At 66.2% G+C, this 22,580-nt stretch carries 21 protein-coding genes; 12 read left to right on the top strand and 9 right to left on the bottom strand.

Going from position 1 to position 22,580, the window contains the following annotated elements:
* Positions 1-143, top strand: a 143-nt coding sequence (locus tag EKG36_RS07465) for a sodium ion-translocating decarboxylase subunit beta (RefSeq protein ID WP_148113485.1), incomplete at its 5' end; no start/stop codon positions are given.
* A gap of 49 nt (positions 144-192) precedes the next feature.
* Here EKG36_RS07465 and EKG36_RS07470 read toward each other — a convergent pair.
* The 4 genes from EKG36_RS07470 to EKG36_RS07485 form a co-directional block, all read right to left on the bottom strand.
* Positions 193-411, bottom strand: a complete 219-nt coding sequence (locus EKG36_RS07470; RefSeq protein ID WP_126482650.1) for a DUF1062 domain-containing protein — start codon at positions 409-411, stop codon at positions 193-195.
* Positions 412-530: 119 nt separating this feature from the next.
* Complete coding sequence (gene csiR, locus EKG36_RS07475; RefSeq protein WP_126482652.1) at positions 531-1,217, bottom strand: DNA-binding transcriptional regulator CsiR; 687 nt, start codon at positions 1,215-1,217, stop codon at positions 531-533.
* Between the two features lie 179 nt (positions 1,218-1,396).
* Positions 1,397-2,101, bottom strand: coding sequence for an anti-sigma factor (locus tag EKG36_RS07480; RefSeq protein ID WP_126482654.1), 705 nt, complete (start codon positions 2,099-2,101; stop codon positions 1,397-1,399).
* Entirely contained in the window at positions 2,080-2,631 is a 552-nt protein-coding gene (locus EKG36_RS07485) for a sigma-70 family RNA polymerase sigma factor (protein WP_126482657.1), read from the bottom strand. Before EKG36_RS07485 ends, EKG36_RS07480 begins: the two co-directional genes overlap by 22 nt.
* A gap of 170 nt (positions 2,632-2,801) precedes the next feature.
* Between EKG36_RS07485 and EKG36_RS07490 the strand changes: the two genes are divergently transcribed.
* On the top strand, positions 2,802-3,359 hold the full coding sequence (locus EKG36_RS07490; protein WP_126482659.1) for a fasciclin domain-containing protein: 558 nt from the start codon (positions 2,802-2,804) through the stop codon (positions 3,357-3,359).
* Positions 3,360-3,404: 45 nt separating this feature from the next.
* Here the strand turns inward: EKG36_RS07490 and EKG36_RS07495 are convergent, their stop codons facing one another.
* Positions 3,405-5,117 carry a SulP family inorganic anion transporter gene (locus EKG36_RS07495; RefSeq protein ID WP_126482662.1) on the bottom strand — a complete coding sequence of 571 codons (1,713 nt, stop codon included), beginning with the start codon at positions 5,115-5,117 and terminating at the stop codon, positions 3,405-3,407.
* A 131-nt stretch (positions 5,118-5,248) separates the two neighbouring features.
* On the opposite strand from EKG36_RS07495, the gene EKG36_RS07500 reads away from it, so the two are divergent.
* A complete protein-coding gene (locus EKG36_RS07500) occupies positions 5,249-6,520 on the top strand; it encodes an O-acetylhomoserine aminocarboxypropyltransferase/cysteine synthase family protein (RefSeq protein ID WP_126482664.1) in 1,272 nt (423 codons plus the stop codon).
* Here EKG36_RS07500 and EKG36_RS07505 read toward each other — a convergent pair.
* Positions 6,517-7,686, bottom strand: a complete 1,170-nt coding sequence (locus EKG36_RS07505) for an NAD(P)/FAD-dependent oxidoreductase (RefSeq protein ID WP_126482666.1) — start codon at positions 7,684-7,686, stop codon at positions 6,517-6,519. The genes EKG36_RS07500 and EKG36_RS07505 overlap by 4 nt on opposite strands.
* A 158-nt stretch (positions 7,687-7,844) precedes the next feature.
* Between EKG36_RS07505 and EKG36_RS07510 the strand changes: the two genes are divergently transcribed.
* The gene (locus EKG36_RS07510) at positions 7,845-10,241 is read left to right on the top strand and encodes an EAL domain-containing protein (protein WP_126482668.1); all 2,397 of its coding nucleotides are present in this window, start codon (positions 7,845-7,847) and stop codon (positions 10,239-10,241) included.
* 9 nt (positions 10,242-10,250) lie between these two features.
* On the opposite strand, the gene rarD is transcribed toward EKG36_RS07510, so the two are convergent.
* Positions 10,251-11,156: an EamA family transporter RarD gene (rarD, locus tag EKG36_RS07515; protein WP_126482670.1), complete on the bottom strand. Its 906-nt coding sequence runs from the start codon at positions 11,154-11,156 to the stop codon at positions 10,251-10,253.
* A 136-nt stretch (positions 11,157-11,292) separates the two neighbouring features.
* Between rarD and EKG36_RS07520 the strand changes: the two genes are divergently transcribed.
* Together EKG36_RS07520 and EKG36_RS07525 are read left to right on the top strand one after the other, a co-directional pair.
* Positions 11,293-12,129 carry an alpha/beta hydrolase gene (locus tag EKG36_RS07520; RefSeq protein ID WP_126482672.1) on the top strand — a complete coding sequence of 279 codons (837 nt, stop codon included), beginning with the start codon at positions 11,293-11,295 and terminating at the stop codon, positions 12,127-12,129.
* 150 nt (positions 12,130-12,279) lie between these two features.
* Positions 12,280-12,573, top strand: coding sequence for an efflux RND transporter permease subunit (locus tag EKG36_RS07525; protein ID WP_126482674.1), 294 nt, complete (start codon positions 12,280-12,282; stop codon positions 12,571-12,573).
* A gap of 45 nt (positions 12,574-12,618) precedes the next feature.
* Here EKG36_RS07525 and EKG36_RS07530 read toward each other — a convergent pair whose 3' ends face one another.
* Both EKG36_RS07530 and EKG36_RS07535 read right to left on the bottom strand, forming a co-directional pair.
* The gene (locus EKG36_RS07530) at positions 12,619-14,235 is read right to left on the bottom strand and encodes a GMC family oxidoreductase (protein WP_126482676.1); all 1,617 of its coding nucleotides are present in this window, start codon (positions 14,233-14,235) and stop codon (positions 12,619-12,621) included.
* A gap of 2 nt (positions 14,236-14,237) precedes the next feature.
* A complete protein-coding gene (locus EKG36_RS07535) occupies positions 14,238-15,692 on the bottom strand; it encodes an aldehyde dehydrogenase family protein (RefSeq protein ID WP_126483028.1) in 1,455 nt (484 codons plus the stop codon).
* Between the two features lie 182 nt (positions 15,693-15,874).
* Between EKG36_RS07535 and EKG36_RS07540 the strand changes: the two genes are divergently transcribed.
* The 6 genes from EKG36_RS07540 (at position 15,875) to EKG36_RS07565 (ending at position 22,533) form a co-directional block, all read left to right on the top strand.
* Positions 15,875-16,789: a LysR substrate-binding domain-containing protein gene (locus EKG36_RS07540; protein ID WP_185827509.1), complete on the top strand. Its 915-nt coding sequence runs from the start codon at positions 15,875-15,877 to the stop codon at positions 16,787-16,789.
* Positions 16,790-16,861: 72 nt separating this feature from the next.
* Positions 16,862-18,391: a M81 family metallopeptidase gene (locus EKG36_RS07545; protein WP_126482680.1), complete on the top strand. Its 1,530-nt coding sequence runs from the start codon at positions 16,862-16,864 to the stop codon at positions 18,389-18,391.
* A 184-nt stretch (positions 18,392-18,575) separates the two neighbouring features.
* Positions 18,576-19,601: a DctP family TRAP transporter solute-binding subunit gene (locus EKG36_RS07550; RefSeq protein WP_126482682.1), complete on the top strand. Its 1,026-nt coding sequence runs from the start codon at positions 18,576-18,578 to the stop codon at positions 19,599-19,601.
* Positions 19,602-19,627: 26 nt separating this feature from the next.
* Entirely contained in the window at positions 19,628-20,269 is a 642-nt protein-coding gene (locus EKG36_RS07555; protein ID WP_126482684.1) for a TRAP transporter small permease, read from the top strand.
* Positions 20,266-21,537 carry a TRAP transporter large permease gene (locus EKG36_RS07560; protein WP_126482686.1) on the top strand — a complete coding sequence of 424 codons (1,272 nt, stop codon included), beginning with the start codon at positions 20,266-20,268 and terminating at the stop codon, positions 21,535-21,537. Before EKG36_RS07555 ends, EKG36_RS07560 begins: the two co-directional genes overlap by 4 nt.
* Before the next feature lie 24 nt (positions 21,538-21,561).
* Complete coding sequence (locus tag EKG36_RS07565) at positions 21,562-22,533, top strand: ornithine cyclodeaminase family protein (protein ID WP_126482688.1); 972 nt, start codon at positions 21,562-21,564, stop codon at positions 22,531-22,533.
* Positions 22,534-22,580 lie beyond the last annotated feature (47 nt).

Below are 22,580 nucleotides of genomic sequence, written 5' to 3' on the forward strand. Positions count from 1 at the left end.
CCATGGCGGCGCGGGTGTCGAACAAGGTGGGGCTGGAGTCCAACCCCCACAACTTCCTGCTGATGCACGCCATGGGGCCCAACGTGGCCGGCGTGATCGGCTCGGCGGTGGCCGCGGGCGTAATGATCAAGTACCTGGGCTGAGGCCATCGCCGCTCGAGACACCGCACGGCGCGGCCCGGTTGCTGGCGACTCAGGCGCCGAGGCCGCTCTCGCGCAGCAGCTGGTCGATGGAGCGCTCGGCGCGGCGCAGGCCGGCGCCCTCGACCATCAGCTCGGTCTCGAGCGCGGCGAGACCCTCGGCCACCAGGCGTTCGAGCAGTTCGGTGCGCGACAGCCCGCAACGCTCGGCCAGCCGGTCGAGGCGGATCTCCTGGTCGCGGGTCAGGCGCAGCAGGTGGGGCATGGGCATGACGGTCTCTCCTCTGGGGGATAACGGGAGTCTCGCACCTCGCCGTGACAGCCCCATGACGTCGAGCGACATTGGCGTGCCGGATCCGGACAGTCGGGCGACACGCGGCGATAGGCCGACTAGGCCAGTCCCCGCTGCTGCATGATGTCGAGGATGATCGGCACCGGAGTCATCAGGTGCTCCCGCATCATCGCCCGCGCCCTGCCGGCGTCGCGAGCCAGGATGACCTCGACCAGGGCCGCGTGCTCCCGGCGCTTGCGCTCCAGGGCCTCCTCCGAGAACACCGTGGCCTGCAGCCAAAGATGGCGATAACGCTCGACCTGGTCGAACAGGCTCTCGCGCAGCTGCATCAGGTGTGGCGAGTTGCAGCCGGCGGCGATGGCGGTATGGAACGCCTTGTGGCGGGCATCCCAGATATCGAGCATCTCGTCCGGGGTCCTGACTTCCATGACCTTGGCCAGAGTATGGGCCTTGGCCAGGATCTCCGCCTCCCAGCTGTCGTCGCCGCGCTCGATGGCCAGTTCCAGCACCAGCCCCTCGAGTTGGGCCCTGGCGTCATAGAGATCGGCAAGCTCCTCGCGGGACATGGGCGCGACCCGATAGCCCCGTTGGCTGATGGCCACCACCAGCCGTTCGGCGACCAGCTGCGAGAGCGCCTCGCGCAGCGGCCCGATGCCCAGATCGTAGCGCTCCTTGAGCCGGCTCATCAGCAGCTTTTCGCCCGGCTGGAAGATGCCGCGGATGATGTCGTGCTTGAGCCAGGTGTAGGCGCTGATGCCGAGGTTCTGTTTCGGGGTGCTGTCCATGGTACTGCCGTTCCCTGAAGTAGACGCCCATGATACCCGATCATCGTCAGGCCCGATAATCGTCGTCACTTTCTGAGGATACTCCGCATCCTGGCAAATGATGGACATTGTTCGCGCCCGTCCCTGCGCCGGACCAGTACCCTGTAGCATCAGCGCTTGCCAGCCCCCGAAACAGGGCACTAGAGCCGCAGGGACGCCCCGCGGACCGGGGTCAGTCGGCCATGGTCGATGATCGGGCCGGTCGGCTTGCCCTCGGGGGCGCCGCCCGCCGGCTCGACGCTGACCGCCAGGTCGGCGTCCATGAGCTGCTCGCGCAGGGCCGCCCCCGGCGACAGGATTCGCTCACCGGACGCGGGCAGCAGCCCCAGGGAGGTCGGGGTGCCATCGGCGATCAGCCACAGCTCGCCGGTCTGGTCCTTGCCGACCTGGCGTGGCTGGACGGCCTGGACGTAGAGCTCGCCGCGATCGGAGGCCCGGATGATCCAGCCCGGCGTGCGGGACTCGCCGAGCACCACATAGACGGCCGCCTCCGGCGGGGGATCGCCGAGGGGCGACCACCAGAGCAGGCCCAGCGCCAGGGCCAGCGTCGCCAGGGCGCCCGAGAGGGTGCGCCACAGGGGCAGCGAGCGCCACCAGGAGGTGTCGCCGCCGGTGCGTGCGGCGATCGCCTGCCAGACCCCGGGTGGCGGGGTGACGGGGGCGAGACGGTCGTTGAACAGCTGCAGGTGCTCCTGCCACTCGGCGAGTTCGCGCTGCAGGTCGGGGCTGACCGCGAGCAGCGCCTCGAAGCGGACGCGTTCGCTCGCGCCCATCACCCCCAGGGCGTATTCGCCCGCGGCGAGATGGCGCTCCTCGGGCTGGCTCAGGTCCCACTGGTCAGGCATGCCTTCAACCTCTCGAGTCCGCGTCGAATCCAGCTCTTCACTGTGCCGAGCGGCTGCACCACCCGCTCGGCCAGCTCGCCGTGGGTCAGGCCCTGGAAGTAGGCCAGTTCCATGACCTGGCGCTGCTCGGCGCTCAGTGTCGCCAGGCAGTCGTGCAGGGCCGCGTCACGCTCCGCCGCCAGGCTCTCCGGTTCCGGGGCGCGGCCGCCGGTGAGGCTCTCGAGGCCGTCATCGCCGTGTTCGGCATCGGGACGTCGTCGCCGCAGCCAGTCGATGCCGATGTTGCGCGCCAGGGTGGAGAGCCAGGTCATCGGCTGGGCACGGTTCGGGTCGTACTGGCCGGCGGCCTGCCAGGCCCGCACATAGACCTGTTGCAGGCAGTCCTGGGCGGCGGCCTCCTGCCTGACGATACGCAGCAACTGGGCATACAGACGCGGACTGGTGGCGCGATAGAGGTGCTCCAGGGCGCGGTGCTCACCGCGGCCACAGGCCGTGAGGGCATCGATCAGGCCTTGAGTGGGATCGCTCATGCCGCTTCCTTGCGCTTGCCGAGAGAGGCCCTCCCATGGTGTCGAGGCCACCTCGGGGAGTAAAGCGCCGCTCTCAACGCAATCCGCTGCATCCAATCGTCGATCGGCCGCGTATCTCTGCCTGAGCCTTCCCCACGGAAGGCATGTCAATTCCGACAGGAGAGATCGCCATGAAGACCAGAACCCTTTTCCTTGCCGCTTGTCTCGGCGCTGCCACCCTCGCCATCGGCCAGGCCCAGGCCGCCCACGGGCCCACCGATGTCGGCGGCGCCACCATGCTGCCCGAGCGCAACATCGTCGAGAACGCCGTGAATTCCGCCGACCACGAGACCCTGGTGGCCGCGGTACAGGCGGCGGGACTCGCCGAGACCCTGCAGGGCGAGGGCCCCTTCACCGTCTTCGCCCCGGTGGATGCCGCCTTCGAGCGGCTGCCCGAGGGTACGCTGGCCTCGCTGCTCGAGCCCGGCAACCGGGGCCAGCTGCAGAAGGTGCTGACCTACCATGTGGTGCCGGGGCGGATGACCCGCAAGGACCTCCAGGAAGCGGTCATGGAGCGCGGCGAGGCCGCGAGCTTCGCGACCGTCCAGGGCGAGCGGCTCACCGTGATGCGCAACGGCAACAATCTGGTGGTGATGGATCCCCAGGGCAATGCCGCCAACCTGACGGTGGTGGATGTAGGCCAGTCCAACGGCGTGATCCACGTCATCGACCGTGTGCTGATGCCCTGAGCCTGATCCGTCATCTTCGCGACGAGGCCGGCCCGGGTGCCGGCCTCACTGCGTCGGTCGGCGCAGTTCGGTCCACGCCGAATAGGTGCTGAGAAAGACCCGCCCGGCGAGTGCATCGAGGAAGTCGCTCTTCTTGAGCTGGTCCATCACCGGGCCCTTCACCTCGGCCAGGTGCAGGGTGACCCGGGAGTCCTTCAGCCGGGCATTGATGGCGTCCAGGCTCTCCAGGGCCGAGGCATCGATGAGGTTCACCGCGGAGCAGATCAGCACGACATGCTCCAGTTCGGGGCGGCTTGCCACCAGGGCATAGAGGGTGTCCTCCAGGTAGCGGGCATTGGCGAAGTAGAGGCTCTCGTCGATGCGCAGCAGGGCCAGGTGGCTGACCGTCTCGGTGTCGTGGCGCACTACGCTGCGAAAGTGCTCGGTGCCGGGGATGCGCCCCACCAGGGCGCTATGGGGACGGCTGGTGCGATACAGGAACAGCATGATCGACAGCAGCACACCGCTGATGATCCCGGCCTCGACCCCTTCCACCAGCGTCAGCAGCATGGTCACCGCCATGGCCGAGAAGTCGCTGCGCGAATAGCGCCAGGTCTGGCGGATCAGCGGGATGTCGACCAGGGTCAGGATGGCCACGGTGATGGTGGCGGCCAGGGTCGCCACCGGCAGGTGGTAGAGCAGGGGCGTCAGGGCCAGCGTGACCAGGCCGATGCCGATGGCCGCGAAGAGGCCGGCCATGGGCGTGCGCGCTCCGGATTCGTAGTTGATGACGGTCCGCGAGAGCCCACCGGTGACCGGCATGCCGGCGGAGAAGGCCGCCGCGAGGTTGGCGCCGCCCAGCCCGATCAGCTCCTGGTTGGGCGAGATGCGCTCGCGGCGCTTGGCGGCGAGCATCTGGGCCATGGAGATCGATTCGACGAAGCCCACCACGCTGATCAGCAGTGCCGGCACCAGCAGCTCCCGCCATAGCGACGCCTCGAAGCGGGGCAGGGTCAGCGGCGGCAGGCCGGCCGGCACGCTGCCGACCACCGCCACCCCCCGCTCGGCGAGCCCCAGCCACCAGCTGATCAGGGCGGTGGCGATGACCGCGAAGACCGGCCCGGCCCGGGTGAGCAGCCCGGAGAGGCCCTTGGGCAGCCCCAGGCGCGACAGGGTCGCGCGCCCCAGGTGTCGCACGCCGACCAGGAAGGCCAGGGTGCCGATCCCGACGGTCAGGGTCGGGCCATGCAACTCGGAGAGGTGTCGCGCCAGGCTCGCCAGCAGGGTCAGGGCATCGTAGCCGCCGGCATCGATGCCCAGCAGGTGGGAGAGCTGGCTGGTGGCGATGAGCAGGCCCGAGGCGGACAGGAAGCCGCCGATCACCGGGTGGCTCAGGAAGTTGGCGAAGAAGCCCATGCGCAGCAGGCCCATGATCGCCAGCATCGCCCCGGAGAGCAGCGACAGCACCAGGGCGGCCTGCAGGTAGGCCGGCGAGCCCGGGGGCGCTACGCCGGCCAGGGCCGCGCCGGTCATCAGGGCGATGATGGCCACCGGCCCGACCGCCAGGGTGCGGCTGGTGCCGAGCAGGGTGTAAGCCAGCAGCGGCAGGATGCTGGCATAGAGCCCGACCACTGCCGGCAGGCCGGCGAGGATGGCGTAGGCGAGCGACTGGGGAATCACCATGACGGTGACGATGGTGCCGGCCAGCAGGTCGGCGCCGCACAGGCGGTGGTTGTAGTGGGGCAACCAGGTCAGAATCGGCAGGTAGCGTTTGAGCATCCGGGCCTTTCGTTGTCAGGGGTGGACGGGGCGATGCCAGACTAAACGATATTGGTGGTTCCGATCAGTCTTGGCTAGCATCGGGGGTTGGCCTCAACAATCCGACTCGCAAGCAAGCGCAAGGAACCGTCATGAAACCCGAGACCCTCGCCCTTCACCACGGCTATGCTCCCGACGACCAGCATGCCGTCGCCGTGCCGATCCACCAGAGTACCTCCTTTGCCTTCGATAGTGCCCAGCACGCGGCGGACCTGTTCGACCTCAAGGTCGAGGGCAACATCTATTCGCGGATCATGAACCCCACCTGTGCGGTGCTCGAGCAGCGCCTGGCGGCCCTCGAGGGCGGGATCGCCGGGCTGGCCGTCGCCTCGGGGATGGCGGCGATCACCTATGCCATCCAGACCATCGCCGAGGCCGGAGACAATATCGTCTCGATCAGCGAGCTCTACGGGGGGACCTATAACCTCTTCGCCCATACCCTGCCGCGCCAGGGCATCACGGTGCGCTTCGCCGACAAGGACGACCTCGAGGGCATCGCGGCGCTGATCGACTCGCGCACCAAGGCGGTGTTCTGCGAGAGCGTGGGCAATCCCTCCGGCGGCGTCGTCGATCTGGCGGGCCTGGCCGAGGTCGCCCACCGACACGGGGTGCCGTTGCTGGTGGACAACACGGTGCCCACGCCCTTTCTGTGCCGCCCCATCGAGCACGGCGCGGACATCGTCATCCACTCCGCGACCAAGTACATCGGCGGCCATGGCACCACGGTCGGCGGGGTGATCATCGATTCCGGACGGTTCCCCTGGGCCGACCATCCCCTGCGCTTCGCGCTGCTCAACGAGCCGGACCCGTCCTACCACGGCGTCTGTTACACCCGCGACCTGGGCGAGGCGGCCTTCATCGGCCGGGCGCGGGTGGTGCCGTTGCGCAACATGGGGGCGGCGCTCTCCGCGCAGTCGGCCTGGAACCTGCTGCAGGGCCTGGAGACCCTGGCGCTGCGTATCGAACGCGTCTGCGACAATGCCGTGACAGTGGCCCGCTACCTGGAGGCCCATCCCCGGGTCACCTGGGTTCAGTATGCCGGGCTGGAGAGCCACCCGGACCATGCGCTGGCCCAGCGCTACATGGACGGTCGGGCGTCGGGCATCCTCAGCTTCGGGATCCAGGGAGGCCGCGAGGCCGGCGCTCGCTTCTATGACGCCCTGGGGCTGGTGCTGCGCCTGGTCAACATCGGCGATGCCAAGAGCTGCTCGTCGATTCCCGCCGCCACCACCCATCGCCAGCTCAACGACGCGGAGCTGAAGGCGGCCGGCGTCACCGCCGACATGGTGCGCCTGTCGATCGGCATCGAGCATGTCGACGATATCATCGCCGATCTCGACCAGGCCCTGGCGGCCGCGCTCTAGGGCGCGGGCGGCCCGCCTCGGCGGTAGCCGGCCAGGAAGCGGGCATCCAGCCAGCGCTTCCAGAGCATGGCGAGCCGGCCGCCCCACCAGCGCCGGCCACGGATGGCCAGGGCCTGGCCCTGGCCGAGGTTGAGGATGGCCAGGGCGCGAGGCTGGGGGCGATAGGCCTGCAGGGGGCCTCCCATCAGGTGGGCGGCGATATTGGCCCGCAGCACCGGTGCCTGGCGGACGCCGTAGACGCCGAGGCGGGGCAGGCGCTGGTGGAGCATCGCGGCACAGTCCCCCGCGGCGAAGGCCCATGGCGCCTGGGGGCTCTGCAGGGTCTCGGTCACGGCCAGGCCCCGCCCGGCCAGGGTCGGCAGTCCCAGGCAGTCGAGCACCGGTGGAGGTGCCAGCCCCGCGGCATGCACCACGTGGTCGGCCTCCAGGTGGCGGTAGCTGTCCTCGCCCCAGGGCTGGTCGAGGGAGGCGACCATCAGGCCGCCGGCGGCATGGCCGCGCACCTCGAGACTGGTGGAGACACGGATCCCGCGGCGCGCGAGGTAGCCCGCCAGCCAGCTCACGGCGCCCCGGGGCGCGCCTTCCAGCAGCCGCTGGCCACGGGTCACCAGTCGGATATCGACCTGGCCCCGATGATGGCGTGCCTGGGCCCAGAGGTTGCAGGCCACCTCGACGCCGCTGGCGCCGCCGCCGACCACCACGATGCGCGGCTGACGCCCCGCCTCGAGCTCGCGCGTCAGGCGATGGCGCAGGGCCACCAGGCAGGGAATCGGCTTCACCGGCCAGACGGCGGGCCCCTGCGGGTGGGGAGCGGGACAGGGCGTCCGCGAGCCGAGGTTGAGCGACAGCACCGAGAAGGGGAGGCGTCGGCCATCGTCGAGCAGGGCCTCGCGGCGCCCGACATCGAGCCCGCTCAGACGGCCGCGCAACGCCTCGACCCCATGCCGGCGAGCCAGGCGCCTGGGGTCCAGCCGGTCCTCGCCGGGCGAGTACTGGTGGCCGAGGACCCCGGTGGCCATGCCGGAGTACCAGAAGCCGCCCGGATCGACCAGCATGACCTCCGCGGCCGGCAGGCGTTGGCGCTGCTGGATCAGGTGGAGGTGGGCATGACCGGCGCCGATGAGCAGCACCGGCCCCCGGTCGACGGGCGAGACAGCGTGAGTCATGGCGCGATGGTAGCGGAGTGGTTCCGGCCAGGCGAGCCCGGCGTTGTCTGCCAGTTGAATGCCTCGAGGTTGACGCCTGGCGGGGCTCCCCTTTTGATGGAAGGCCTGTCAACGAGGGGATAGTGGGTGTGCGGCGAGGGAGAGGGACGGCAACACGCGTGAGGCTCGGGCCGCGCGGCATGTGGTGGCTGGGGCTGCTGGTGTTGCTGTTCGGCGCCTGGCCGGCCCTGGCGGCAGCGCAGGCGCCTCCGGCGCGCATGCTGGTGCTGGCTTCGTACCACAGCGGCAACCCCTGGACCAACGAGCTGGTAGAGCGCATCGACGCGGCGGCGGAACGCCTGGCGCTCCCGGCCCTGGACGTCGACTACCTGGATGCCCGCCGCCTGGGCGAGGCCGAGGCCTTCCGCCTGGAGCTCAGCCGCCTCGAGGGGCGTCGCGCGGTGTCGCCGGCCGATCGCCTGCTGCTGCTGGACGACGCCGCCGTGCGCTTCTATCTGCAGCATGTCGATGCCCTGGGCGAACCGTCCCGGGTCGTGGCGCTGGGCGTCAATGATGACGCCCTGCGTCGCCGGGCGGTGGCCCGCGGTGTCAAGCTGATTCTCTATCCGGACCTGGCCAGCGAGTCGCTGCGCTTCCTGGCCGATGCCTTCGGCGGTCCCCTGCCCGTGCTGGTGCTGGGGGATCGCACCCCGGTGGGCGTCGATCTGACCACGGACTTCCTGGCGAGCCTGTCCCGCGCCGAGGCCGCGCATGCCGTCGACGTGCTGTGGGACTGGACCCCGGCGTCGGTGACCCGCGCCCTGGCGGACCTGCCAGCGGACACCCGGGTCTACCTGGTGGAAGGGCAGACCACCGGCGCGGGTGACCTCGATCTCCGGCGACGGGGCTGGCTGCCGGATCTGCAGGCGAACGGGATTCCCGTGTTCTGCCATCTGCCCTACCAGGTCGCGCTCGGCTGTAGCGGTGGGGCCATCCTGGATACCCGCCGCCTGGGCACACTGGCCGTCGAGGCCCTGGTCAGCCCCGCCTTCGCGCGGCTGCCGGCGCGACAGGCAGTCGGTGCAGGGCGACGCGTCCTCGATGCCCGCTGGTCCGGCCGCGTGCCGGCGCGCCTGGCGTCGCGGGTCGAGTGGCTGGCGGTGGGGGCGACGCTGCAGCGTGCCGAGCTTTCCAGCCAGCGACTGCTGTGGGCCAGCGTCGGGGTCGGCGGGGTGCTGGCTGGTAGCGTGCTGGTGCTGGCCTGGTCGCGGGGGCGCGCCCAGCGCGCCCGCCGGCAGCTGATGGTCGACCGCCTCACCGGCCTGCCCACCCGTCAGGTGCTCGAGAGCGACTTCGACAACGCCCAGGCGGCCCGGGATGGCTGGATGTTCGAGCTGAGCTCGCCGATGCTTCGCGATTATCGGGTGCGACTCGGACTCCCGGCAGCCCAGGCGATGTTCCTCGAGCAGCTGGCGCTGATCCGCGAGGCCATGCCGCCGCACTGGTCGCTCTACGCGGGCAGCGGGTTCAACCTGCTGGGTGTGATCCCTGACGGCCAGGACGTGGCCAAGGGGGAGCAGCACTTCGATGCCATGCTGGCACGGCTCGATGGTCTGCTGCGCACCGACGCCACCCATCGCCTGGCCTGGCATGCCAGCCTGCTGCGGCTGGGCGGTCACCGGGCGGATGTCACCCAGTGCTGTGCCGCCCTCGACGACGGTCTGGTGCGCCTGGAGCGCCAGGGCTGGCGGCAGCCGGTGATGCCGGTCGAGCCCCTGGCTGCCCAGGCGGCCACCCGTTTCCGGCGCCTGGCCGATGCAATCGAGACGCTGATCGCTGCGCCGGAGGCCCAGTGGCGGCTGGTGCTGCAGCCCAAGGTCAGGCCGAGTGACCACGCCCTGCTCGGAGTCGAGGCGTTGATCCGCTGGCGGCATCCGCAGCTGGGCGACATCGCGCCGGGAGAGTTCCTGCCGGTGGTCGAGAGCCTCGGGCACTCGGCGAGGCTTGATCGCTGGGTGATGGAGACCAGCCTGGCCTGGCTCGAGGCCCATCGCGATCGGCTGTCGACGCTGCCCAGCCTGGCCATCAACGTCAATCTCGCCACCCTGGAAAGCGAGGGGTTCCTGCTGGCCCTGGCGGCCCAACTCGAGGCGCGGGGCCTGCCTCCGCAATGCCTCGAACTCGAGGTCACCGAGCATGCGGACTTCAGCGACCTGACCCGGGTCGAGGCGGTGCTGGACCGGCTTCACGACCTGGGGGTGCGGGTGGCGTTGGATGATTTCGGCACCGGCTATACGGCTTTCCAGCTGCTCCAGCGCCTGCCCTTCGACGTGGTCAAGCTCGACCGGACCCTGTTGCTGGCGGCGGGGGAGCACGGCCGGGCCTTCGAGGCCTACGAGGCCATGGTGCGCTTCTGTCGTCAGCTGGGTCTGGACGTGGTGGCCGAGGGGGTGGAAACGTCGGCCCAGGCCACCTGGCTGGCCGGCCAGGACATCCAGGCCCTGCAGGGCTTCGGGCTCGCCCGTCCCCTGGAGCTCGACGACTACCTGGCCCGCTACGCTGGCGGCGGTCGCTGAGCCATACGCTCAGGCGCCGGCGGCCTGCCGCGGGCGCCCCTGCCAGGCCGACCAGGAGTACAGGGCCAGGCCGATCCAGATCAGGCCGAAGGTCGCCAGCTGGACCGAGGTCAGCGGCTCGCGGAACACCAGCAGGGCGATGAAGAACTGCAGGCTCGGGTTCAGGTACATCAGGAACCCCAAGGTCGCCAGGCGAAGGCGTCGCGCCGCCCCCGCGAAGGCCAGCAGCGGCAGGGCGGTCAGCACCCCGCTGGTCACCAGCAGGACAGTGGTTCGGCCGTCGTCCAGGAAGTGGGACTGCCCGGCCTGGCCGAGCCAGGCCAGCGCCAGCAGCCCGAAGGGCAGCAGCAGCAGGGTCTCGACGAACAGGCCGGACAGGCCGTCCAGGGGGACCTGCTTGCGCAGCAGCCCGTAGGTGCCGAAGGACAGCGCCAGGGTCAGGCTGATCCACGGCAGCTCGCCGAGCATCGCCAGCTGCAGGGCGATGGCCACGCCGGCCAGCACCACTGCCAGGGCCTGGAGGCGCGCCATGCGCTCGCGCAGCACCAGCATGCCCAAGGCCACGTTGACCAGCGGCGTGAGAAAGTAGCCGAGGCTGGCCTGGAGCACCTGGCGGCTTTCCACCGCATAGATATACAGGCCCCAGTTGAGGGCGATCAGCAGCGCGCAGCCGAGCACCCGGCCGAGCCGCCTTGGCTGGGCCAGGGCCTGGCGGACCGGCGACCAGCGGCGCAGCAGGACGATCACCCCGGCCAGGAAGAGGCACGACCAGAGGACCCGATGGACGAGGATCTCGTAGGCCGGCACGCCCTCGAAGAGGGCGAAGAACAGCGGGAAGCAGCCCCACATCAGGTAGGCGGCAAGGCCAAAGCCGACCCCCTTGGCGGCCTCGGCGTCGGTGGCAGTCGGGATCATGCTTATCGTCCTAACAAAACGCCTAGGCTAGCACACACCGGCCGCGGTGTGCCGAGGCGGTCATCGAGGTGATCTCGGGATAGTGGCCGGTGCCGCGGCGTTTGACCTTGCAACCGGCGGATAGAAGGGAGGGTAGATGCTGAAGGTAGCCGCTGGCCTGCTGGCCGCATATTCCCTGGTGCTGCTGTTGGCCTGGGCCTTCCAGGCACGCCTGCTCTACCTGCCCCATGTGGGGCGCGAGGTCATGGGGACGCCGACCGACATCGGCCTTGACTGGGAAGCGGTGAGGCTGCGGACCAGCGACGACCTCACCCTGGCGGCGTGGTGGATACCGGCCGAGCCGGCGCGCGCCACGCTGCTCTTCTTTCATGGCAATGCCGGCAACATCTCCCACCGCCTGGCGTCGATCCGCCAGTTTCACCGCCTGGGGCTCTCGGTGCTGATCGTCGACTACCGCGGTTACGGGGAAAGCGAAGGGCGCCCGTCAGAGGAAGGCACCGCGCGGGATGCGCGGGCCGCCTGGCAGTGGCTGGTTGAGGAACGCGGCCTCGCCGCCGAGGAGATCGTGCTCTTCGGCCGCTCCCTCGGGGCGGGCGTGGCCGCGGAACTGGCCGCTTCGTTGCCGCCGGGCGAGGGCCCGGGGGCGCTGATCCTGGAGTCGGCGTTTCGCTCGGTGCCCAAGCTCGGCCAGCGACTCTATCCCTTCCTGCCGGTTCGCTGGCTGTCGCGTTTCGAATACGATGTCGAGCGCTACGTGACCCAGCGCTCGGCGCCGCTGCTGGTGATCCACAGCCGGGAGGACGAGATCATTCCCTTCGGCGAGGGCAAGGCCGTCTATGAAGCCGCCCGCGAGCCCAAGGAGCTGCTGGTCATCCACGGCGGCCACAACACCGGCTTTCTCGACAGCGAGCCCGAGTATTCCGCCGGCATCGCCGCCTTCCTGGACGAGCACCTCGAGACGTGGCGTCCCTGATCCCCGACGAACCCAGCGAGTGGCGGGTGCAGATAAGGAACCGCCCATTCCATACCGTCCCTCGATGTCTTGCCTGCTGGCGATGCTGCTCACGCCGGTGATGCGCAACAATCGCCTGGTGGCGGCCTAGCCGTCGCCGGTGGGGGGAGTATGGCCGTGGCCGGTGGGCAGGAAGTGCAGGAGGCGGCCTCCCGCTCCCTAAAGACGGCCTTCTTCGTCGCCGTCGGGCTGATGGCGCAGTTCCGGGTCATTCAGTTCAACAGCCTCTACCATGCGGCGCTGGTGCTCGCGGTGATCATCTATTCCACGGTGGGCATGCTGCTGAGGCTGCTGGCCAACAGTGAACCTTTCGGCATCCTCATGGGGGGCATGGCCATCATTGCCCTGGCGGGAAGCGTGGTGAACAACATTCCAGCAGGCGGTCTCGCACCAGGAGGGTCGTAAGGTGCGCGGTGGCCAAGAAAACTCGCTGGTAGCACTGACTCGCCGTCAACCGGGTGGTTCAGGAGGCAAGGGGGGCTTGCCCAGTATCAGGTCGGCCGCCTTTTCCCCGATCATCAGGGCGAGCGCATTGGTATTCGCCGCCGGCATCGTCGGCATGATGGAGGCATCGGCCACACGCAGTCCCTGCACGCCGTGAACCCGCAGCTGGTCATCGACCACGCTGTCCGTGCGCTTCGCTGGCCCCATGCGGCAGGTCCCGATCGGATGATAGGTGGTATTGCCGGTGTGGCGAGCATGGTCGAGCAGTTCAGCATCGCTCTGTGCCCGGTTGCCGGGCCAGACTTCCTGTTCGACATGCCGCGAAAAGGGGAGGCTGCCGATCAGCTGGCGGCCGAGACGCATGGCGGCGAGTAGGGCCAGACGATCCTCCTCCTCGGCCAGGTAGTTCGGCTGGATCTCGGGTGGTGCGAAGGGGTCGGCCGACAGGGCGCGGACATGTCCCCTGCTGGCCGGTCGCTGCTGCCAGCAAGCGATGGTCGCGCCGGGAAGCTTGTCCAGCCCGTTCCAGATTCCCGCCGGATAGCTGGCGGGAGTGAAGGAGACCTGGATATCGCCGTGGTCCGATTTCCAGAAACAGTAGACCAGGGTCGGAGTCAGGGCCAGGGCACCGCGCCGGCTGAAAGCGTAGCGGGCGACTTCCCTCACCAGCTTGAGCCCGCGCACGCGCTCGTTGATGGTTTCGATGCCACGAATGCGCATCACCAACCTTGCCGCATAGTGGTCGCATAGATTCTCACCGACCCCGGCGAGGGAGTGAACCAGAGGTACGCCGATGTGCTGCAGCAGGCTCGGGGCCCCGATGCCCGATAGCTGTAGCAGGTGTGGTGATGCGATGGCGCCGCCACAGAGGATCACTTCCCGGTTCGCGAGTACCACCTGGTCACGGCCGCCCCGGTGGTAGCGCACACCGACGGCACGCCTACCCGCCAGGAGAACCTGCAGTACTCGGGCCCGGGTTCGTACCTCGGTGTTGCCACGCTTCATCGCTGGATAGAGGAAGGTCCGTGCAGGGCTGACCCGACGCCCCCGATGAATGCTGCGCTGGACGTAGGCGATGCCCTCCTGCGATGCACCGTTGTAGTCGGGGTTGCGTGGAATGCCGAGTGACTCCGCCCCGTCCATGAAGGCATCACAGAGTGGATCAGATTGATCGATATCGGTGATGGTGAAGGGGCCGGCCCTCCCCCGATAGCGGTCATCGCCGTCGCCGATACGCCGTTCGCAGCGCTTGAAATACGGCAATACCTCCGCATAGCTCCAGCCGCGGTTGCCCATCGCTGCCCAGCGGTCGAAGTCGGAGCGGTGACCTCGGGTGTAGACATGTCCGTTGATCGATCCCGACCCACCAAGCGTCTTACCGCGCGACTGGATGATGCAGCGTCCTCCCGTCCCCCAACTGGGTGCCGTGCGGTACATCCAGTTGATGCGGGGATTATCGAGGGTATGCACCACGGCGGCCGGCACATGGATGGACGGGTGACAGTCTCTTGGGCCGGCTTCGAGCACGCAGACCGAGCCCTGCCCCGATTCCGATAGCCTACCAGCGACTACCGAACCGCCGCTGCCCGCGCCAATGACGACATAATCGAAGCGATCAGTCATGGTTAGAGGCGGATGCCGACATTCTTGGTCTGAACATAGCCGAGCAGGGCTTCCTGCCCCTTCTCCCGGCCATACCCCGACCGCTTGGTGCCACCGAAGGGGGTCTCTACGCCACCCGTCCACCATTCATTGACATAGACTTGCCCGGCGACCAAACGGTCGGCCGTCCAGTGGGCCAGCCTCAGGTCGTTGGTATATACCCCGGCCGCCAGGCCGTAGTCTGTGCCGTTGGCAACGGCGATGGCCTCCTCCGGCGAGTCGAAGGGGAGGACCACGATCACCGGGCCGAAGAACTCCTCCTGGGCGATCCGCATCTCGGGACGCACCTGGGTGAAGATGGTGGGCGCCATGAAATGTCCTGGCATGCCGGCGATACGTGCCCCCCCGGTGACCAGTGTCGCGCCCTCCGAGACTCCGATACGGCAGAGGGACTCGACCCGATCAAGTTGCCGCGCGGAAATCAGGGGACCCATGTCGCAGCCGTCGATGCCCGGACCGACGCTAAGCGTTTCGGCCTCGTCCTTGAGCCGTGCCACCAGCTCGTCATGGATCGAACGGTGCACGATCAGGCGAGAGCCGGCCGAGCAGATCTGTCCGGCATGATGAAAGATTCCCCGCGCGGCGCTTTTTGCCACCTGCCCCAGGTCCGCATCCGGATAGACGATCCCGCCCGACTTGCCGCCCAGTTCCATGATGCAGGGGACGATCCGTTCCGAGGCGGCCCGCAGCACGCTTCGGCCGGTTTCGACGGAACCGGTGAAGACGATGTGGTCGATATCGCCATGCGCGGTCAGGCTGGCGCCGGCATCATGCCCGTAGCCGCAGATGATATTGACGGCCCCCCGAGGGATGCCGGCCCGCTCGCACGCCTCGGCAAACAGGAACAGGCTCAACGGGGAGTCCTCCGGTGACTTGAGGACGACGGTATTGCCCGTGAGGAGAGCGCAGGTGATGGAGCGCACCCCCACCGGAAGCGGCCCGTTCCACGGCACGATCTGGGCCGAAACCCCGAATGGCATATGGGTGGTGTAGTCGAGCACCCCCTCGCCCAGAGGGATCTGGCGGCCCTCCAGCTTGTCGGCCATGCCAGCGTAGTAGTTCAGGTAGCGCTGAGCCAGGGTGACATCCTCGTATCCCCCCTTCAGTGTCTTGCCATTGTCGAAGCACTCGACGTTGGCGATCTCGTCAGCCAGTTCACCGAGCCGGAGGGACACCTCCCGCATCATCTCTCCCCGCTGATGAGGCGGTATCTCGGCCAGGTTTCGATTGTCGAAACAACGTCTCGCAGCTGCCACGGCCCGATCCACATCGGCGGGCATGGCGCGGGCGACTTCGGCAATGGGGTCGCCGGTCGCCGGGTTGGTGATGACGAGGCGCTCGTTGCTGGCGCCATCCGTCCATTCGCCATCGATGAAATTCTTCCAGTATGGCCTGATGGTGGTCACTGTCTCCCCCATGGTACTCGTCTGTCCGGCACAACTGTCGAAACGGGTCACTGAAGACATCATTGCGAGTCGGCGTACCCTTGGCGAATGCCGGTTCGGGATCGAATCATGCGTGATTTGCATGCCTACCGCAGTCGGGCCATGATCGGTGTTCAATGGGCTGATTCGGCCTGGCCATGCCGGAGTCTCCTGCGATGGAAATCAAGTGGCTGATGGACTTCCTGTCCCTGGCGGATACGGGCAACTTCTCGCGCTCGGCCGAGTCTCGTGCCACCACCCAGCCCGCCTTCAGCCGGCGCATCAAGGCACTGGAAGAGTGGGTGGGCGCACCACTGTTTGATCGTGGCAAGCAACCCATCACGCTGACGCCGGCGGGCGAACGCTTTCATCCGGTTGCCGAGGGTGTGCTGCGTCGGCTCTTCCAGGCACGTGACGAGATTCGCCAGATCGGTCAGTCGAGCGAGAACACTATCTCGTTCTCCTCCACCCACAGCCTGTCCCTGACCTTTTTCCCCGACTGGATTCGACATATCGAGGAGCGAGCCGGCGTGTTGCTGATCCGTCTGGATTCCAATCAGGTGGGCAGCTGTGTGCAGTCGCTGTTGCGTGGTGAGTGCCACTTCATGATGTGCCATACCCACCCCTCGGTGGATATCCCGCTGCCCGAGGACCGTTACCAGTCGGTGAAGGTCGGTGAGGACCGTCTGCTGCCGGTCTCGGCACCGGACGAGCAGGGGCGGCCATCGCAGCCGCTGCCAGGTTCGACGGCATCGCCACTCGCGTATCTGGCCTATGCGGAAACCTCCGCCATCGGGCGCGCAGTGGATTTCATGCTGGCGCACCATCCCGCTCGCCCGGTCATGAAGCGGGTCTTCGAAACCCACCTGGCGGCCGTACTGAAAACCATGGCCCGCGACGGGCGAGGCCTGGCGTGGCTGCCCGAGAACCAGATCCTTGCGGAGCTGGAGGCGGGAACACTGGTGCTATCCGGAGACGCCTCCTGGTGCATTCCCGTCGACATCCGAGTGTTTCGCTCCCGGGAGCCCCTCCCTCATGCCGCGGAAGAGTTCTGGGCGGTGCTCGGTGATACCGCTACGGCATCGGACTAGGCCGAGGTAGCATTGGGGGCCCGGGAAAGGTCCCATGTAAGCTGTAATCTCCATCAGAAGGGGATTGATCAGATGACGGGGACGTATTCGCGGCGTGTCGCCATCCTGGGCCTGATGCTCGAAAGCAACCGTTTCGCGCCGGTGACCACCGAGGATGACTATCTCAACCGGGTCTATCTGGCGGGTGATGAAATCCTGGCAGACCTGAGCAGTTCCGACCCCAAGCTGCCCGCGGAGATCCGTGGCTTCAGTAGTACCATGAATTCACGCTGCGACTGGACGCCTGTCCCCATCCTGGTGGGCCTGGTGGAGGCCGGAGGCCCCCTGGATCATGCCTTCTACCAGGCGACTCGCGATGAGATGAAGCGCCGTCTCGAAGCCGCCATGCCGCTCGACGCCGTCTACATTGCCAATCATGGCGCTATGATCACCACCGAAGTGTATGATCCGGACGGCGATATGTTCGCGATGGTCCGCGCCATCGTCGGTTCCCATCTGCCTGTCGTGGCGACCCTGGACCTGCACGGCAACGTCTCCGAGCGCATGGTCGAGGCGGCCGACGTCATCGTCGCCTATCGTACCAATCCGCATGTGGACATGCGGGAGCGCGGGCGGGAGGCGGCGGGTATCCTGTTGGAGATGTTTGCCGGCATGCATCCTGAGATGGCCTTCATCCGCTTGCCACTGACGCCTCCGACGGTGACTCTGCTGACCGAGTCCGGACCCTATGCCGACATCATCGAATACGGTCAGACCTTCATCACCGCGAAGATCGCCAATGTCTCCATTCTCGGTGGCTTTGCCTTTGGCGATACACCAAAAAACGGGATGGCCATTCTCGTGACCGCGAGGGACGATGGCGAGGCAGCCAGGGCAGTAGCTCGCCTGATCGCCAGCAAAGCGTGGGATGACCATGAGCGCTATGTGCCGCACCTGACCTCGCTGGAGGAGACCGTAGCCCGGGTCGTGGAGGCGGGAGAACAACCCCGTCTGCCGGCTCTCATCCTGGCCGATGTGGCCGACAACCCGGGTGGCGGGGGGCGAGGCAACACGATGTGGATTCTCGAAGCCCTGCACAATGCCGGGGCCACGGGGGTGATGGTCGGTGTGATCCACGACCCCGAGCTGGCCCGCGAGGCGCATGACCTTGGGGTTGGGGCAACATTCAGCGCTGTCTTCAACCGGGTCGAGCCCGATCATTTCTCGCTACGGTTCCAGGGACCTGCCAGAGTGGCATGTCTCAAGGACGGGGACTGCGTCGGTCGTCGGGGTTTCTATGCCGGACGACGCATGAACCTGGGGCCGACGGCCCTCCTGGACCTGGGCGGAATTCAGGTTGTTGTGATATCGATTCGCACCCAGTGCGCCGATCCGGTCTTCCTGGAGATGATGGGGCTGGACATCGCCAGTGCCCGCGCCGTGGTGGTTAAGTCACGAGGCCACTTCCGGGCTGGCTTCGACGAATTCTTTGGCCCTGACCAGGTCATCGAAGTCGATGCCCCAGGCTTGACTTCGCCGATCCTGACGAGGTTCGATTTCAGGAATCTTCCACGCCCTGTCTTTCCCGTCGATAGCCGGGTCGATTGGCAACCGCCGGCATGAGCATGCCCTTGAACGTAGCGTATGTTCGCGATCACTTGATCAGAATCGCTGATTATTTCGTCGTATCTATACGCCAGCGGTATTGACCTATCATGTCTTTGCATTCGCCCTGTGACCATAAAGCAATTAACCTGTAATTGTGACTGAAAGACCCTCTTATCTACAACAAATAGTGGGGATTAATATGAATATGTTTGTGAAGTGGGCCATGGCGGCCACCACCGCAGCAGTGGTGTTGGGAGCAGCAGGTCCAGTGATGGCCACCACCATCAAGTTCGGTATGAATGCCCCCCAGGGTGACAACCCTGAATGGAATGCATTGGTTGCCTTCAAGGATCACGTCGAGTACAAGACCGAAGGCGACATAACGGTCCGGCTGTTCCCGAGCGCCCAGCTGGGAGCCGAACGCGCATGTGCCGAACAGGTGCAGCAGGGTGCTGTCGAGGTGTGTCTGGTGGATACCGGTGCCCTGGCCGGTTTCTATAATGATATCCAGGTGCTTTCGATTCCCTATCTCTTTAAATCTTCGGCACATGCCTGGGCCGTTTTCGATAGCCCGTTCTTCAAGGATCTCGCCGAGAATATGCGACAGGATACCGGTATTCGGGTCATGTCTTGGGGAGAGAATGGGTTTCGCGACTTCACCAACAATGTTCGACCGATTCGCACGCCTGAGGATCTCAGGGGGTTGAAGATGCGAGTAATGGAAAGCCCTGTTTTCATTCGTTTTGTGGAGTCATTTGGGGCTGCGGCTACGCCAATGCCAGGCTCCGAGATTATCATGGCTGCCAAGCAGGGCGTCATTGATGGGCAGGAAAACCCCGCCCAGGTTAACTATGATTACAACTTGATGGACGTACAGAAATACATGTCCACCGACGAGCATATTCTTGGGGTTCACGCCTATATCATCAACGACGACTTCTTCAATGGCCTGAGTGACGATGAGAAAGCGGTGGTGCTGGAAGCAGCAACACTGGCTGCACGCATTGAGAACACTCAGAAGCTGGCAGGGGCCAAGCGATATATTGACCTGATCAGGGATAAAGGCGTCGACATCCATATGACCACCATGGCAGAGAAGGCCGCTTTCGCGGAAGTGTCGCAGGAGCCGGTGCTGGAATACCTGAGGGAGCAGGTCGGCGAGGATCTGGTCCAGGGCTTGCTGGATACTGCTGCATCCCAGGAGCCTGCTCTCTACGGACGATAGGAAGGTAACAGGGAGCATGTGAATCGATGGCCAGCTGGGGCGGGAGGCAGGCACTGCCTTCCCCCTCTCTTGTTGCTGAAGGTGTCGATACCGAAATGATGGATGATCCCGTTTCGCCAGTCGCCCCAAGTACTCGTCAACATCATCAGGAGAAATCCAGCATGAGGGGACGCGTATTCAATCTTGCCATGGGGCTTACCCATGCGACGGAGGCCATCGCTGCCATCCTGCTGGTCGCCATAATCCTGATGAACGTGGCCCAGGTCTTCTTCCGCTATGTGCTGGTGGACCCTCTATCGTGGAGTGAGGAGACCATGCGCTACTCCACCACCTGGATGGTCATGCTGGCCGGCAGTGCCGCCCTATTCCGGGGCGAGCATATGGTAATCAGCCTGTTCACGAGTGTGCGCTCGCCACTCTTCCGTCGTCTGGTTCACCTCTCGGTGCTGACCTGCATCGCTGGCTTCTGTCTGCTGCTGATATGGGAGGGCTTCCCGGCGGCCATCAACAACATGCGGCAGGTATCGCCTGCGACCCGGATCCCGATGACCATTCCCTACATGGCCATTCCCGTGGGGGCTTCACTGATGCTGGTCAAGGTCCTGTGCCTGATGATACTGCCTGAGGATGCGCTGCAGCGAGAAGAAATCGAGGAGAACCGACCATGATCGCGATGTCCATCGCCTTCGTCATCATGCTCACCATTGGCGTACCGATCGTGTTTGCCTTGGGCATCGCGGGTGCCATTGGCCTGTGGTCCCTCGATCTGAACCTGATCTCGGTGCCCACGCGGCTGTTCACCGGCATGGACAATTTCGTCCTGCTGGCCGCCCCTTTCTATATCTTCGCCGGGGAAATCATGAACCGGGGAGGCATCACGACACGGCTGATACGGCTGGCGGGACTGGTCACCCGGGGTGTGCCGGGTGGCACGGCCTATACCAATGTCTCCTCGTCGGTCCTGTTCGCGGGGATCTCGGGCGCTGCCGTCGCCGATACCGCTGCGCTCGGACAGATCTTCATCAAGGGGATGCCGGAGGAGGGCTACGACAAGCACTATGCGGCGGCCGTCACGATCGCCTCCTCGATCATCGGGCCCATCGTCCCCCCTTCCGTCATCATGATCATCTATGCCGCCGTCACCCGCCAGTCGGTGATCGACCTGTTCATCGCTGGGATCGTCCCTGGCCTGATGCTGGCCGGCGTCATGTGGCTGGTGATCTGGTGGCAGGCACGTGGCGAGCGACTCCCTCGCTCCAGCTACAAGGTGGAGAGGCATGAGATCGCCACCCTGGTTCGGGACGGGGTGTTGGTGATGGGGCTGCCGGTCCTGATCGTCGGCGGGACGCTGCTGGGGGTCTTTACCGCCACCGAGGCGGGTGGCGTGGCCGTCGTCTATGCACTGCTTATCTCCTGGTTCGTCTTCAGGACCATGGATCTTGCCAGCCTGTGGGACGCGCTGAAGCGCAGTGCCAGGGTCACGGCCACCATCTACCTGATCATCGCGGCCGCGACGGTGGTGTCCTATGTGCTGACCATTGGCGGGATCGGTGGCTGGGTCCAGGGGTTTGCACTGCAGTTTGCCGACAACCCCACCTTGTTCCTCATGGTCCTCGTCGGGGTCCTGTTGTTGATCGGGACCTTTCTCGAGCCGGGGGCTGCCATCGTGCTGATCGTCCCCATGCTGATGCCGGTCACGGCGACTATGAATATCGACCCGATGCAGTTCGCCATGATCGTTATCCTGCCCCTTACCCTGGGACTGATTACCCCGCCGGTGGGTGTCTGCCTCTTCGTAGCCTGCCGAATCGCTGAAAGCCCCGTCTTTCCCATTTTCCGTGCCGTGCTCCCGTTCCTGGTGGCGGAAATTGGGGTCGTCATCATGCTGGTGCTCATTCCCGGCCTGTCTTCCTTCCTGCCGACGCTCCTGCGCTGAAGCACGTAACAAAGGGACCCGAAGATGCTTGTGATTTCAGAGAGTCTTGCCCGCGAGCTGGTGAGCGTCGAAGACGCGATCAGAGAGGTGGAGCGTACCTTTGCCGCCATGGCGAGAGGGGAGGCACGGAACTACCCTGTCGTGCGTGAAGAGGTCGGATATCTGGATGCCGTTTATGGGGTGAAGTCCGGTGGGGACGTGATGACACCGATTCTCGGGCTCAAGGCTGGTGGATACTGGCCGAACAATGCTGGGAAGGGCCTGGGTAACCACCAGTCCTCGACACTGCTGTTCGACCTGGAAACTGGACGAGCCACTGCTCTGGTCAGTGCGAACTACCTGACCGGCGTCAGGACCGGGGCGGTGAGCGCCATCGCAACCCGTTACCTCTCGCGCGAGAATGCAAGTATTGTCGGGATCATTGGTACCGGGGTTCAGGCCGAGTACCAGCTCAAGGCCACCATGGCGGTGAGACGGCTGGAGCGGGTCCATGCCTGGGACCCTACGGAGCAGAGCCTGGCGACCTTCAGGGAGACGATCGCCGGGTTCGGGCTGGAGTGCATCACCGAGCCTAGTTGTGAAGCCGTGGCCCACGAGGCGGAAATCCTGATCACGGCAACGCCCTCCCGCAGGGCCCTAGTGGAACAGGGGTGGGTGCGTGCGGGCACCCATATCAGTGCCATGGGGTGCGATACCAGGGGCAAGCAGGAATTGGATCCGGAACTGGTTGCTGCCAGCGCCCTGTTCGTGGATGAGGCCGAGCAATCCATCAGCATCGGCGAGTTCCAGCATGCCTACGCCAGCGGCTTGATTACCAGGGAGAGTCTTCGCGGTAGTATCGGTCAGGTCATCGAAGGACACCGTGAGGGCCGGCGCGATGCTGATGAGATCACGATTTTCGATGGTACCGGGGTGGCCTTGCAGGACCTGGTAGTGGCAGCGCTGGCCGTACGCCTGGCGAAGGAGCTCGGCCACGCTGTGGCGGTGGATTACTGACTTCCCCTCCTGGTTCAAGAGGGGCCCAGGGCGCCCCTCTTGAACCA

Origin of the sequence: Halomonas nitroreducens, assembly GCF_003966155.1 — a bacterium.
Taxonomy (GTDB): domain Bacteria; phylum Pseudomonadota; class Gammaproteobacteria; order Pseudomonadales; family Halomonadaceae; genus Halomonas; species Halomonas nitroreducens.